The organism is Leifsonia sp. TF02-11 (genome assembly GCF_017565305.1).
GTDB lineage: Bacteria > Actinomycetota > Actinomycetes > Actinomycetales > Microbacteriaceae > Leifsonia.
In genome coordinates this window covers 74,491-88,550 of sequence record NZ_JAGEKP010000013.1, presented here as the reverse complement: position 1 = coordinate 88,550, position 14,060 = coordinate 74,491, and the positions used below count along the sequence as shown (strand labels likewise).

Genomic DNA, 14,060 nt, shown 5'->3' with positions numbered 1-14,060 from the left:
CGCGGAGCGCCCGACGGCCGCCGTGTTCAGCGACGAGGTGTCGTTACTGCTGCTGCCAGCCCCAGAGCCAGCCGGTGAGCCAGTTCCAGATGAGCGTCCAGATCCAGTGGCCGACCGCGTTGCCGTTGGAGACCTTGAGGTCGTCCCAGCCGATCACCGTGTTGGTGCTGTCCTGAACGGACAGCTTGTGGTCGCCCTTGGCGAGCGGCTTCGGGAGGGTCAGGTGCAGGATGCCGTCGGCCGGCACCTTCACCCAGCCTCCGCCGACGCTCACCGGCTGCGAGTAGACCCACACCGACACCCACTGGCCCACGCGCGCCTTGCCGACCGTCACGTCGATCGGGTCGCCCGCGTGGTAGGCCTTGTCCTTGAACGAGATCTTGCCGTTCAGGGCCTTGGTCAGCTTCGACTCCGCTGCGGCCTTCGGGTCGCTGGTCGGCTTGCCGTCGGTCGGGGCGTCGGCGACGGTGAGCGGGATGCGCACCGTCGTGCCGGACTCCTTCGCGGTGAGCACCAGGGTGCTCGCACCCGCAGCGCTCGCCGGGACCGTGAAGGTCACCGTCGCGTTGCCCGACGCGTCCACCGGCACGGTGCCGATGACGGCCGAGCCGCCCCAGCTCAGCTCGAGCGACGTGTTCGCCGGGCTGCCGAGGCTGGTCAGGTTGAGCTTCTGGACTCCGAAGCTCACCTGCTGGCCGCGCTGCAGCGTCGTCGTGGGGACGTCCGTGACGGACACCCCGCGGCGGGCGAAGCTCGGCGACAGCGGGCTGTGGGCGGTGATGTAGCCGATCCAGGCGTCCCGGTCGATGAGACCGGAGTCGCGGGTGTCGGTTCCGGCCGCGAACGCCCGGAAGTTGTCTCCACCCTGCGCGAGGAAGGAGAACGTGCCGATCCGGTACGACTTGGCCGGGTCGATCGGTGCGCCGTTCACGATGATGCTCGTGATCCGGTCGCCCTCGGCGCGGGTCGCGTCGTAGGTGTAGCTGACGTTCTTCGACAGGCCCAGGTTGAGGAACGGCCGGCTCGGCACGGTGCCGTCGGCGTTCCGCTGCCACTGCTGCTCGAGCGCCTGCTTGAACTGCGCTCCGGTGAGGGAGGTCGTCCACAGGTTGTTCACGAACGGCAGCACAGCGTTCGCCTGTGCGTAGGTGACCGATCCGTCGGTGCCGTACAGCAGCTCCGCGCGGAGGCCTCCCGGGTTCACCACGCCGATCTCGGCGCCGCCCAGCTGGGCTGGCGACAGGGTCGACAGCAGCGAGTCGGCGACCAGGTTGCCGAGGGTGGACTCGCTCATCCGGTCGTCACGCGCACCGTTGAGGTACGCCGTGGTGATGTCGGAGGTGACGGAGCCGACCTTCTGGTTGCCGATGACAGCCGCGTCGGCGAGCGCCTTGTCGACGATCGACTTCACCTTCGCGACCCGCGGGTAGGCGGCGACGAGGCTGGTGTCGCTGTCGGTGGTGCGCGCCACGTTCCGTGCCGCGTAGGAGGTCACCGTGGCGGTGTCCGGGTCCACGGTCAACTTCACCTGGCCGACGTTCTCGCCGTAGCTGCCGGTCTGGACGATCGGACGGGTCGCGCCGGCGACACCCGGGACGGGGCCGTCCCAGCTGTACAGCTTGTGCGTGTGACCGGTGAAGATCGCCGAGACCTTCGCGCTCGTCTTGGTGACGATGTCGGCGAACGCGCCGCCCGCCGCGACCTCCTGGTCGAGCGTCGCGCCCTCCGGCGTGCCGAAGCCGGCACCCTCGTGGTACTCCGCGATCAGCACGTCGGCCTCGCCGTTGGACGGGTCGCCGTCGGTCAGCTGGGCCGCGACGCGGTTGACCGCTTCCACCGGGTCGCCGAAGTCGAGCGTCGAGACGCCGCCGGGCGAGACCAGGGTCGGGGTCTCCTGCGTGACGGCGCCGATGACGCCGACCCGGAGGCCGTCGACCGTGAACACCGCGTACTCCGGCAGCGCCGGGGTCTTGGTGCCCTTCTGGTAGACGTTCGCCCCGAGGTAGCTGAACTTCGCTGCGTCCTTCACCCGGCCGGTCAGGTCCGCGAAGCCCTTGTCGAACTCGTGGTTGCCCACCGCGCTCGTCTTCAGGTCGAGGGCGCCCAGCACGTCCAGGGTGGGGACGTCGCCGGCCGAGGCCGACGCGAACAGGGAGGCGCCGATGTTGTCGCCGTCGGAGAGGAAGAGCGTGTTGCCCTCCCCGCCGTCCGCGCGCAGCTTCTCGACGGTGCCCGCGAACTTCACGGTGTTGCTGTCGATCCGACCGTGGAAGTCGTTGATGTTCAGCAGGTTGAGCGTCACCGGCGCCGACTTCAGTCCCAGGCCGATGATGACCGGGTCGTGGTCGCTGGAGCGGTACGGGCCCGCCTCGTAGAAGTTGGTGACGTTGTAGTTGTAGCGGCTGTACTCCAGGGCCACCGACTCCACCGAGTTGATGTTCCAGACGTCCGCGCCGGTGATCGCCGCGTTGGCCGCAGGCGACGCGAGCACGTGGTCGAGCGAGCCGACGGTGCCGCCGAAGGAGTAGGTCGCCTTCGTGGTGCGCGTGCTGACCTGGTCGATGTAGCCGGCGTCGGTGAGGACCTTGATCGGGTCCTCGTTGAGGTAGGCGTTGAAGTCGCCGATCAGCAGCACCTTGTCGGAGCCGAGCGTGGTCTTGCGCTCGTTCGCGAACGCGACGAGGGCGGTGGCCTGCTTGACGCGGGAGGCGTTGGACGCGCCCTGGCCGTCGCCCTGGTCGGCGTCGGCGCCCGTTCCAGAGCCCTTCGACTTGAAGTGGTTCACGATGGCGATGAAGGCGGACGAGTCCTGCGCTCCGACCTTCTTGAAGGCCTGGGCGAGGGGCTGGCGGGCGTTCGAGAACGCCGCGTCGTCGAGGATCTTCGAGGCGCCGACCGGGGCGGCGACCGCCTTCTTGTAGATGAACGCGGTCCGGATGACGTCCTCGCTGGAGGGCACGGTCGCCGGCGAGGGCACGAACGCCCAGACCTCGCTGCCGGCCGCAGTGTTCAGCGCGGCGACCAGGGTCTTCAGCGCGTCATCCCTGTCGAGGCCGAAGCGCTTCGAGTTCTCGATCTCCTCGAGGGAGACGACGTCGGCGGTGAGGGCGTTGATCGCGGCGACGATCTTGTCCTGCTGGCGCTTCAGGTTGGTGGCGTCGGCGGCGCCGCGGGCGTCGCAGCCGGAGTTGACCGTGATCTTGTTGCCGTCGCGGTCGGTGTAGAACGTGCAGCCGGTGAGCTGATCGCCGGTGGTCGGGAAGTAGTTCAGCACGTTGAACGTCGCCAGGCGCAGGTCGCCTCCCACGTTGGCTGGGGCCGCGGTGCGGGTGTTGCCGAACGTGACGGGCTGCACGGTCGCGGCGTTGGCCGGCGTGAGCTCGGAGGTCGGCTGGAACTTCCAGGCGTCGTTGCGGTAGTCGAGGATGACCGGCTTGGTGAAGGTGACGGGGGCGCCGACGCGGACCGGGCTGGTCAGCGACAGGTACGGCAGCGGCTTCGACTTGTTGGCCGCGCTGAGGAAGTTGGTCGACGCGCCGTCGTCGAGGGTGACGGAGCGGGCCTTGTTGTCGGCGACGGCGGCAGCGTACTCCGCGGTGCCGGGGCGGGCGGTCTCCGTCGCCTGGACGAGCGGCTTGTCTCCCGCCGCCAGACCGATCTCGCCGTACTGGTTGGCCGAGTAGACGTCGGTGACGGTGAATGCGCCCTGCGGTGCGATCAGCATGCCCTCGAGGCTCTCGCGCTGCGCGTCGGTGGTCGGGAGGGCCACGGTCGCGGGAGTGGGAGCGGTGACGGTGCTCGCGTCGAGCTTGTCGACCTTCGTCGGGGTGATCTCGGTGAGCCCGTTGAATTCGCTGACCGCGCCGGTCACCTTCACGTAGTCGCCGACGGCGACACTGGAGGCGAAGGAGGAGCCGAACGCGAAGATCGCGTCGGACGCCGTGTGGGTCGCGAGGTCGATCGCGCCGCCGGTGCCCGGGGTCTGCAGGTAGAAGCCGTTGAAGCCTCCTGTGGGGTAGGCCGCGGTGACGACGCCGACGGTGCTGACCGTCTGGCCCGCCTTCGGGCTCGTGGCACCGGTGCCCTGGATCTCGGCGATGGTCACCGTGCCGGGCGGACCGGGGTCGGTTCCGGTGCCGGGGTCGGTGCCGCCTCCGCCGCCCGGGTTGCCGGGATCGGCGGGCGACGCGGTGTTCTGTGGCGTGATCGTCGCGCTGAGCGTGAAGTCAGCCGCGTTGTCGTCGGTGTCCTTGAACGCCGTACGGTTGAGAGACTTCACCTCCGTGTTGCCGCTCGGCGCCGTGGCCGGCTTGCTGCCTTCGAACGTGTTCGAGGTGCCGTAGCCGACGAGGTCCGCGACGCTCGCGTTGCCCGTCACCGAACCGGTCGGCAGGGTCAGCGCGGTGGCCGACTTCGCGAGGATGAGCGTGCCGGTTGTGCCGCTCGGGTTGAGGGCGTTGCTGGCCGCGTCGGGGGTGGGCAGGGCTGCACCGTTGGTGCCGTTGGAGGCGCCGGCGACGAGGTAGAAGCCCTTGGCGGCGATGCTGCCGCTCAGCGGCACCACACCGCTCGCGGCGCCCGTGCCGGTGGCCGGGCGGTACTGGAGGCTCCACCCGGTGAGGGCGACCGCCTGGTCGCCCGGGTTGTAGAGCTCGACGAACTTGTTGGTGTAGGCGGCTCCGGCGCTGCCGCCGGACAGGTAGGCCTCGTTGATGACGACACCGGTGCCGTCCGTGCTCGCGAACGCGGGGCTCGCGACGAGGGAGCCGGCGGCGAGTCCGGCTCCGACTGCCACAGCGGTGGCGGCGCGCAGCAGTGTGCGCAGTCTCATTGACATCTCTCTCCTCGGTCGGAAGGGGGGAACTCGTGCGAGTCCGCCGCAACCTTAGGAATCGAGGAGAACTGCACGCTGTCTCGTGAGTGAACGTACAGAAAACTCGTACAGGGGTAGACCGCTCATTTGAGCAGACCCCGTTCCCTAGCCTCGAACGCGGGTCATCCGGAGGGCGACGCCCGCTCCGACGAGCACGAACGCGGCCAACGCGCCGAGAGGCATCCAGCCGGTGTCCGAACCGGTGTCGGACAGCAGCTCCGTCCCCGCGGTGGCGGACGAATCACCGGGCGGCGTCACGGGCGCCGTCGGGCAGCTGACGACATTGGTGACGGTGTAGTGGGAGGCGGCGGCCGTCAGTGTCGGCGCGTACGGCAATGCGGAGTCCACCGTGGCGCCGTCGGCCTCGGTGACCCGCGCGCTCACGAGCGAGCAGCCCGTCGAGGCCAGCGACGTCGACTCGGTGAACGAGATCCGGTCGCCGATGGCGTAGCCGGGCACGACCGCCCCGAACGACTGACCGGCCGGAGATCCGCCTCCGGGCGGCGACAGCTGGAGCGCGGCGGAGATCCCGGCAGGCTGCGAGCCGTTCGCGTACGTCACGCCGTCGACGACCCAGGTCTTGTCGACCGCCACGGTCGCCGGGTCGAGGAGGCGGTTGTAGACCATGCAGCCGACGGCCTGATCGGCGCCGACCGCCACCTGGAAGCCGAGAGCGCCGTCGTTCGTCACCGCCAGCGGCGTTCCGTCGGCGAGGTCGGTGCAGACTGCGTTGACGCCGCCCTGGGTCACGAGGGAGTAGCCGGGCTGCTGCGTCTCGGCGACGCTCAGCTGCGCCTCCGTTCCGCCGGTCGGCAGCCCTGCACGGAACGCGACCCCGCCGGTGCCGTCGGCCTGCGTCGTCGCCGTTGCCGGCGTCACGGTCGCGCCGGGCGTGAGCGCCGTCGCGTCGAACGTCCAGCCTGCGCCGGCGGGCGTCGCGCCGGTGATGTCTTCGCCGATCGTCGTGCCGGGCACGATCTGCTTGATCACGGTGAGGGACGGCGTGCAGTTGGCCAGTGCGAGCTTGCGGAGCTCGTCGCCCGCTCCCGAAAAGTCCGGGATCTGGAAGTAGTCGGCTGTGGCCACGTTGCCCGCTGCGGCGTCGAAGGCCTCCTGGCCGGAGATCGCGGCGAGGTTGAGGCCGCTGAGGCCGGACACACCGTTGCCGACGCCGAAGGAGATGACCCGTGTTCCCTGCGCCTTGAGCACGTTCGAGGAGAAGATCGCCGCCTCCGTATCGGTGAAGTGCGTGCTCGACCCGTCGCCGTGCAGGGTGGTGCCGCCCCAGCGGGTCGGGTTGCCGTCTGTGAGCACGACCACTGCGTCGTAGTGGACGCCGGACTCGGCGACCCGCTGGAGCGCGGCGTCCCAGTTCGTTCCCGCGCCGAGACCCCAGGAGGCGTACTCGGCCTTGAACGCATCGGCGCCGGCCTGGGTCGACACCGACTGCAGCGCAGGCCGGTTCGTGTCGACGGTGCCAGTGGCGGCCTCCGTACTCGGCGACTGGGCCGAGAAGCTGTACACCGCCATGCGGGAGGGCGTACCCACGAAGGCGTCGGCGAACGCGTCGGCCGCGCTCTTGAGGGTGGGCAGGTTCGAGCCCACCGAGGCCGAGAGGTCGAGCACGAGTGCGACGTCCATCCCGCAGCTCGCCGGCAGCGGCGGATTGACCCGCGACTGCTGCCAGACGCCGTTCGACCGGGTCGGGAGGGAGTTGGAGCTGCTCTTCATGAAGTCTGCGGTGGACCGGTAGGTGTTCGTCGCGACGAGCGTCGGGGTCTGGAACTGGTACGGGCTCGCGACGCTTCCGCTTCCGCTTCCCGGGCCCGTGCGCAGAGTTTCGTTGGCGAACCAGCCGGCCGGAGCGGCGATCTCCTTCACCCACGGCGCGGTGCCGAGGACGGCGCCGGTCACGACGAACGAGCAGTCGCCGTCGGCATCGGAGGTGCAGGTGAGCAGCGGCGTCGTGTCGGCCGGGTCTGCGAACAGCCCGAGCTCGACCCCCGCGAGACCCGCGATCGTCGTGTCGGACGTCCTGTCGCCTCCGACGCTCACGGTGACGACGGCCGAGGTCGGCCCCGGTGCAGGTACCGCAGCCTGCGCGGGCGCCGCCATCGCGAGCGACGCCGCGAGCGTCACGGCTCCGACCAGGACGACCGACGCGAAGCGAACCCTGTACCCCATACCGACCACCCTCACCCGCGCGGCGCTTCGACGCAAGACCCGGCCGCCTCCCGCCTGCGCCATGATGGTCTTCATGCGGATCGACGAGATCGCCCACTTCCGGGCGCTGGCGGCGGAGGGCCACCTGGCCCTCGCGGCCGAATCGCTCGGCGTCTCGCAGTCGACGCTGTCCCGCTCCCTCGCCCGACTGGAGGCCGAGGCCGGGGTGGAGCTGTTCGACCGGCGACGCGGTCACCTCGAGCTCAACCGCTACGGCGAGATCCTGCTGGCCCACGCGCTCAGGGCCGAGGCGGAGCTCGAGACCGGCCGGGCCCGCATCGACGCGCTGCGCGACCCCGCCGCCGGGATCGTGTCGCTCGCCTACGTCTCGTCGTTCGGCAGCTGGCTGCTGCCGCGGGTGGTCAGCGAGTACCGCAGCCTGTTCCCCGACATCCGCTTCGCGCTGCGCGGCGGAACGGCCGACACCGTGCTCGACGCGCTGCGGGAAGGCTCAGCCGATTTGGCGTTCCTGAGCCCCGACCCGCGCGACCCCGACATCGACTGGGTGCCGCTGACGGCCGAGCGGCTGGTGCTGGGCGTACCGGAGGGCCACCCGCTGGCCTCCCGCGCCCAGGCGGCGTTCACGGATCTGGCGGAGGCCGAGCTGGTCGCCCTGCGTCCGGGCTCCGGCCTGCGCACGATCGCCGACGCGTACTTCGCGGCGCACGGGGTGGTCATGGCCCCGGTCATCGAGGTGACCGAGCTGTCGACGCTGCGGGCGCTCGTGCGCGACGGCGTCGGGGTGGCGCTCATCCCGGACACGCCGGCAGAGCCGGGGATCGTCGCCGTTCCGCTCGCCGACGAGGCCGAGCGGGTCGTCGGTCTCGCGCGCAACCGTCTGCGATCGCAGTCGGCGGCGGCCGAGCAGTTCGCGCGCTTCGTGCGCGAGGAGCTCACCGCGCTCTGAGCGCGCTCCGCGGCCTCCCGCTGTCGCCGAGGGGCACGTTGTTGTCCCTTTCGGCGCGCGAAAGGGACAACAACGTGCCCTTCGACGGAGGCGTCGACGCGCTGGAACCCTGGAATAGGGGCGCTCAGGCGCCCTTCGGCGCCGGACGGGTGGCGCCGAGCGCCCGCCAGAGGCGGTCGATGTCGCCCGGCAGACCGTCGAGGCGTCCGCGCTCGGCGGCGATCATGTATGCGCCGAAGAACCCCTGCACCGCCACGATCGCGAGCTCCCGCGGCGGGAGGTCTCCCGGGAGCGCATCCTCCTGCGCCAGGTAGCGCTCGATAACGCCCACCCAGTGATCGTAGGGGTCGGCGTCGGGACCGGGCGGGAGGATGGTCTGTGACAGGGTCATCGCTGCGCGCACCCGCACATCGGAGGCGAAAACCGCGCCGACGCGTCGGGTGAGCTCGACGGCGGCCTCTAACCCGCGGAGGTCGCTGCCGTCGATCTCGGCGACGATCCGCGGCCAGTTTCCGTACTTCTCCTCCAGCAGCGCCTTGGCCAGGTCGAGCTTCGAACGGAAGTGGAAGTACACCGCACCCTTGGTCAGCCCCGTGCGCTCGACGATCCGCTCAAGGCGTGCGCCGGCATAGCCGTGCTGATCGAACTCGTCCGCCGCAGCCTCCAGAATGGCGGCACGGCTGCGCTCTGCGCGCTCCTGGCGTGGCATGGCAGGTCCTCGATCCGCTCGAACCGGTGGTCCCCCAGCGGCCAACTCTAACCAAACTCGGGATGCGCCCCCGCGCGACGAGCCGAGGAACGCGGATCAGCAGGAGTCGGCGAAGAGCCTGCGCGGGCGCTCCGGGTCGGCGTCGTCGAAGAGCACGGAGGCCACCTCGCGCGGCGCCCCCAGCGGGTCTTTCCTGCCCGTCGAGACGAACGACCAGTCCGCGTCCCGCTCGGGATCGTGCTCCGTCCACACCGAGAAGTTCCAGAAGCCGCGCAGCCCGTCGCTGAGGAGACCGGGGCCGTCGACGACCAGCACACCTTCGGGCGAATGCGACCGGAACGGTGTCACCACCTCCGCGCGCAGCTCGTCGGCTCCGCTGTCGGCCGCGACGTGGAAGCGCTCGACGCGCTGGCCCGCCGCCCGCAGTGCGTCCGCGAACGCGTCGGCCGCCGCGGGGAGGTCGGCGGCGGCCACGCCCGTGATCGCGACGAACCGCGGCCCCGTCCGGTAGTGCTGGAGGAACTCGGCGGCCAGCCCGTCGAAGAAGGTCGCGCGGTCGGTGGTGGTGCTTCCCATGCCGCGAGTATCCCACCATGGCGAGCGCCCAGCCAGCTCGGAGACCTCTGACATTGAACATCTGGAGTCGTACTTCTAAAACCTGTAGTATCAACCTTCGTGCGAACGTCTCCCGCGATCGCGACTCCCCCGTAGAGAAGGACCCCCATGGACCCCTCCGAAGTCCCCGTCATCGAGTGGGCGCTCGCGCTCAGCGGCATCCCCCTGGTCCTGGTCGGCGCTACGCTCTGCAAGGCGATCCGCCCGCGGCGCCCCCGCACCGATCCGGCCGAATGAGCCGGACACCGCTTCCCACCGTCGCCTACGGGAAGCTCCGGTATCTCTTCGTCGGCGCGATCCTGCTCGTCCTTGCCGCCGCGACGATCTTCCTGAAGATCGCGACGAACGCCGGCGGCGTCGCTGCCGTGATCTACATCGTCTTCCTGATCTGGGTCGTCGTTCAGATCGCGCTCGCGATCGCCGACCGTCCACGCTTCGCCACCGGAGCGGACAGCACAGCCGGGCTCACGATCGCGGCGCTCGTGCCGGTCTACAACGAGGACGTCCCCGCGTTGCGCGGCTGCCTGGAAGGCTTCCTCACGCAGACGAGGCGACCCGACGCGGTCGCGGTGGTCAACGACGGCTCGTCCGCCGAGCTGGACTACTCGGAGGTCCGGGACTGGTTCCTGGCCGAGTGCACGGCCGTCGGCATCCGGGCGCACTGGATCGATCAGGCGAACAGCGGCAAACGACACGCGCAGATCGCCGGGATGCGGTGCGAACCCGATGCCGACATCTACCTGACGGTCGACAGCGACAGCATCCTCGACCTCAACGCCACGAACGAGGCGATGAAGGCGTTCGCCGACCCCGAGGTGCAGTCGGTCGCCGCCGTCATCCTGAGCACGAACTACCGGTCGAGCCTGCTCACCCGCATGATGGACGTCTTCACCGTCGGCCTGCAGCTCTTCGAACGCTCGGCGTTCTCTCGACTGAACTCGGTCATGGTCAACTCCGGAGGCTGCGCGTTCTATCGCGGCGACGTGGTCCGCGACAATGTCGAGCTCTACCTCAACGAGACGCTCGCCGGACGCCGCGTCAACTTCTCCGACGACAGCCTGCTCACGCTGTTCGCCCTCCAGCGCGGCAAGACCGTGCAACAACCGACCGCGTTCGCCTTCACGCTGATGCCCGCGAAGTTCTCGCACCACGTGCGTCAGCAGCTGCGCTGGATGCGCGGGTCGTTCATCCGGTCGGGCTGGCGCATGCGCTTCCTGCCGATGACGGGCGCCGCCTACTGGCTGCACATGATGAAGTGGATCGCCTACGGCACGATGACGAGCACGCTCATCATGCTCGTGGTCACCGGGAAGCTCCTGAACCCGGGGATGCTGGCCTCCGGGATGCTCGCCGCCGTCACCCTCTACGTGCTGACGGCCTTCCGGTACCTCGCCGTGGTGCGCTCAGACCAGTCCACGGCCCAGCGCTGGCTGACCTTCGCGACCGCGCCGCTGGCTGCGATCTGGGGGCTCACCTTCCTGCGGGTGCTGCGCTGGTACGCGATGGCGACCGTCCTCAACCTCGGCTGGGGCACGCGCGCAGTCGTCGAGGTGCGGGCAGAGTCGTGAGTCGGGTGTGGCGCGGGGGCGATTCGAACCGGTGAAGCCTGCATGATCGACACATGTCTGTCGACCGTTCCTACATCCGTGTGAAGGCCATGCTCATCGCGTCGAGCGTCGACGGCGATCATCATCTCGTCAGCGTCAACGCTCCCACCGAGGAGAACCCGCTCGGCTACCATCGCCTGATCGGCGGCAGTGTCGAACTCGGGGAGACACACCGCGAGGCGATCGTCCGCGAGGTGGATGAGGAACTCGGCGCCCGGATCCTCGACCTCACCCACCTGCGCATGGTCGAGAACATCTTTTCCTTCAACGGTGAGCTCGGTCATGAGATCGTCGCGTTGTACTCGGGCACGCTGGATCCAGCACCGGGCCCCGAAGGCGGCACGCTCACCGAGTCCGACGGCTCGCAGAGCCCTGTGGTCTGGCGTCCGTTCGATGACGCCGACATCGACATACCGCTGTACCCCTCGGGGGCACGCGAGTGGATCCACAGTTCACGCGGGTAGGACCGTGAAGGCGCGAGCGCGGACGTGGCCGGCGCGCGCCCTCACGCCGTTCTGGCCTCCCGCGCGGCGAAGATCTCGCCCATGAGGTCGAGGCGCGACTGGGGCATCCCCGGCCCTGGTACGCCGACGACCTCACTCGCGTCGGAGAGGGTGCCGCAGTGCTCGCACACCAGCGCACTGTGCACGGGTGCGTCGCAGACGCTGTGGTGGTAGTCGATCGGCGGGCCGTCCGGCGCCGACCAGCGGTCGCCCCACTCGGTGAGCGCGATCAGCGCGGGGGCCAGGTCGCGGCCCTTCTCGGTGAGGAGGTAGTCGGCGCCGTCTCTGCGCATGATCCCGGCCTCCACGAAACCGTCGAGCCTCGCCTGGAGGACGTTGGTGGCGATGCCGAGGCTGCGCCGGAACTCCGAGTAGCGCGTGGAACCGGCGAAGATCGCGTCGCGGATGATCAGGATGCTCCAGCGCTCGCCGACGACCTCGAGCGATCGCGCGATCGAGCACGCCTGGGAGTCGTACATGGTGCCGAGCATGACCCGATCATACCTCGGGGCTTGCATGATGCAAGTCTGCGGGCGTACGCTCAGCTTGCATCAAGCAAGCTCAGACATCGATCGCTCCGACAGGGCGGTCGCAGAATCCAACGGAGGTCATCATGAGCGAGCAGGACTACACCACAACCATCCGGGTCCCGGCGGCACCGACCGACGTCTCGACAGCGGTCGCCGACGTGCGTGGCTGGTGGGGAGCGGACGTGCAGGGCGGGACGTCGCGAGTGGGCGACATCTTCGACTACGACGTCGACGGCATCCATCACAGCCGCATTCGCGTCGAGGAGGCCGTGCCGGGCGAACGCGTCGTCTGGCGCGTGCTCGAAAACCACCTGGCGTTCGTGCAGGACCAGAGCGAGTGGGTGGACACCACCATCCGGTTCGACCTCATACCGGTCGACGGCGGAACGGAGCTGACGTTCACCCACGTCGGCCTGGTGCCGTCGTACGAGTGCTACGACGTCTGCTTCGACGCGTGGGGGTTCTACATCCGCACGAGTCTGGACGAGCTCATCCGCACGGGCGTCGGTCGACCGCACCGCTCGGGCGAGAACGGACCCCGCGAGGAGGACGTCCGCGCGATGCTGGCGCAGTAGCGCACCGCCCGCCAGAAGTCACCCCACTCCCAGCAGAGGCGGCCTACCCTGGGACCACGTGACGCTCGTGGCGGGAGGAGCAGCGCATGAACTCGGACCCCGGGGACGATCTGCGGCCACCGGAGGCGATCGCCGAGCTCGGCGAGGACCAGGCGGTCGGCATGGTGGGGGTGCCGCCGGAGCGCGCGGCCGAGCTCGAAGAGCGGGCGCGCGCCTGGATCGCCGAGCTCGCGGCCGCCGACCCGGACAGCGACGCCTTCCGACGCAAGATCGTGGGGTTCTCGCGACTCGGCGATGCGGAGATGCGGGAGTCGAGCGACGCCTCCCGCCAGATGCTCAGCCGCCCGGCCGCATCCCTCGCCGCCGCCCGCGGCAAGAAATCGATGCGCACCGACCCGCAGTACGGCGTGCTGCGCACCCTGCAAGAGCTGCGCTCCACCGTCAGCGACTTCGACCCTCAGCACCTCGCCGGCCGGTACCGCACACTCTCGAAGCTGCCGGGCGGCCGGCGGCTGCGCCGCTACATCGAGCGGTTCGAGTCGGCGCAGAGGCAGCTCGACACCATGGTGGCCGCCCTCGACCACGGCGAGGAGGCGCTCCGCCGGGACAACGCGGCGATCGCCGAGGAGCGTGCGTCGCTGTGGAGGACGACGGAACGGCTCAACGAGTACGTGCTGCTCGCCGGTGCGCTCGACCGGGCGACGGTCGAGCACGCGGCGCGGTTGCGCGTCACCGACCCGGGCAGGGCCAAGACGCTGGAGGACGAAGCGCTGTTCCCGATCCGCCAGCGCCGACAGGACCTCACGACGCAGATCGCCGTCTCCGTGCAGGCGTACCTGGCACTCGACGTGATCGCGAAGAACAACGTGCAGCTCATCAAAGGCGTCGAGCGGGCCAAGACCACGACCGTCTCGGCGCTGCGCACGGCGGTCGTGGTCGCGCAGGCCCTCGACAACCAGCGCATGGTCATCGACCAGCTGGACGCCCTCCACCAGAGCACGAACACGCTGATCGGCCGCACCGGCGATGCGCTGCGCGACCAGACCGAGCAGATCCAGAAGGACCAGACGTCCTCCGCGGTCGACGTGGAGACCCTGCAGCGGGCGTTCGACAACGTCTTCGCAACAATGGACAGCATCGAGACCTACCGCGGCCAGGCGATCGACAGCATGGCGAACACCGTCGACGCTCTGGAGAACCAGGTGGCGCGCTCGCGCGGCTACCTCGAGCGGTCCCGGCGCGGTGCGCAGCCTCCTCCCGCGCGGTGATCAGTTGAAGATCGCCCATTCCGCGCGGTCGAGCCGGGCCGAGACGCCCCGGACGACGAGGTACCAGTAGCGCTCGTCACGGTGCACGTACTGGCCGAGGACGGTCGTGTAACACCAGTCGCCGTCGACCCGGCTCCAGCGGATCAACGAGACGGACTGACCGTGCCGCAGGAACGGGACCGCCGCGTGATCGTCGCGGGTGAGGTCGTACGACCGGGACCCGTGCTCCGCGCTCGGAGTGCTCATGATG

General features: G+C 69.8%; 12 protein-coding genes. 6 read left to right on the top strand and 6 right to left on the bottom strand.

What is annotated here, in order from left to right:
• Positions 1-43: 43 nt before the first annotated feature.
• Both JNB50_RS16130 and JNB50_RS16125 read right to left on the bottom strand, forming a co-directional pair.
• Positions 44-4,831, bottom strand: a complete 4,788-nt coding sequence (locus JNB50_RS16130) for an ExeM/NucH family extracellular endonuclease (RefSeq protein WP_208041204.1) — start codon at positions 4,829-4,831, stop codon at positions 44-46.
• 147 nt (positions 4,832-4,978) lie between these two features.
• Positions 4,979-7,057, bottom strand: coding sequence for a VWA domain-containing protein (locus tag JNB50_RS16125; protein ID WP_208041203.1), 2,079 nt, complete (start codon positions 7,055-7,057; stop codon positions 4,979-4,981).
• Between the two features lie 73 nt (positions 7,058-7,130).
• On the opposite strand from JNB50_RS16125, the gene JNB50_RS16120 reads away from it, so the two are divergent.
• Positions 7,131-8,003: a LysR family transcriptional regulator gene (locus JNB50_RS16120; protein ID WP_208041202.1), complete on the top strand. Its 873-nt coding sequence runs from the start codon at positions 7,131-7,133 to the stop codon at positions 8,001-8,003.
• A 124-nt stretch (positions 8,004-8,127) separates the two neighbouring features.
• Here the strand turns inward: JNB50_RS16120 and JNB50_RS16115 are convergent, their stop codons facing one another.
• Both JNB50_RS16115 and JNB50_RS16110 read right to left on the bottom strand, forming a co-directional pair.
• Positions 8,128-8,712 (bottom strand): TetR/AcrR family transcriptional regulator, encoded by a 585-nt coding sequence (locus tag JNB50_RS16115; protein WP_208041201.1) that lies wholly within the window; start codon positions 8,710-8,712, stop codon positions 8,128-8,130.
• Positions 8,713-8,808: 96 nt separating this feature from the next.
• Complete coding sequence (locus tag JNB50_RS16110) at positions 8,809-9,288, bottom strand: hypothetical protein (RefSeq protein ID WP_208041200.1); 480 nt, start codon at positions 9,286-9,288, stop codon at positions 8,809-8,811.
• A 147-nt stretch (positions 9,289-9,435) separates the two neighbouring features.
• On the opposite strand from JNB50_RS16110, the gene JNB50_RS25570 reads away from it, so the two are divergent.
• The 3 genes from JNB50_RS25570 (at position 9,436) to JNB50_RS16100 (ending at position 11,398) form a co-directional block, all read left to right on the top strand.
• On the top strand, positions 9,436-9,564 hold the full coding sequence (locus tag JNB50_RS25570; RefSeq protein WP_279554827.1) for a hypothetical protein: 129 nt from the start codon (positions 9,436-9,438) through the stop codon (positions 9,562-9,564).
• Positions 9,561-10,895 carry a glycosyltransferase gene (locus JNB50_RS16105; RefSeq protein WP_208041199.1) on the top strand — a complete coding sequence of 445 codons (1,335 nt, stop codon included), beginning with the start codon at positions 9,561-9,563 and terminating at the stop codon, positions 10,893-10,895. The genes JNB50_RS25570 and JNB50_RS16105 overlap by 4 nt, the downstream gene beginning before the upstream one ends.
• Positions 10,896-10,984: 89 nt before the next feature.
• A complete protein-coding gene (locus JNB50_RS16100; protein ID WP_208041198.1) occupies positions 10,985-11,398 on the top strand; it encodes an NUDIX domain-containing protein in 414 nt (137 codons plus the stop codon).
• Positions 11,399-11,439: 41 nt separating this feature from the next.
• Here JNB50_RS16100 and JNB50_RS16095 read toward each other — a convergent pair whose 3' ends face one another.
• Complete coding sequence (locus tag JNB50_RS16095; protein ID WP_208041197.1) at positions 11,440-11,928, bottom strand: helix-turn-helix domain-containing protein; 489 nt, start codon at positions 11,926-11,928, stop codon at positions 11,440-11,442.
• 122 nt (positions 11,929-12,050) lie between these two features.
• On the opposite strand from JNB50_RS16095, the gene JNB50_RS16090 reads away from it, so the two are divergent.
• Both JNB50_RS16090 and JNB50_RS16085 read left to right on the top strand, forming a co-directional pair.
• A complete protein-coding gene (locus JNB50_RS16090) occupies positions 12,051-12,542 on the top strand; it encodes an SRPBCC domain-containing protein (protein ID WP_208041196.1) in 492 nt (163 codons plus the stop codon).
• Positions 12,543-12,628: 86 nt separating this feature from the next.
• Positions 12,629-13,810, top strand: coding sequence for a toxic anion resistance protein (locus tag JNB50_RS16085; protein WP_208041195.1), 1,182 nt, complete (start codon positions 12,629-12,631; stop codon positions 13,808-13,810).
• Here the strand turns inward: JNB50_RS16085 and JNB50_RS16080 are convergent, their stop codons facing one another.
• Complete coding sequence (locus tag JNB50_RS16080) at positions 13,811-14,056, bottom strand: hypothetical protein (protein WP_208041194.1); 246 nt, start codon at positions 14,054-14,056, stop codon at positions 13,811-13,813.
• Positions 14,057-14,060 lie beyond the last annotated feature (4 nt).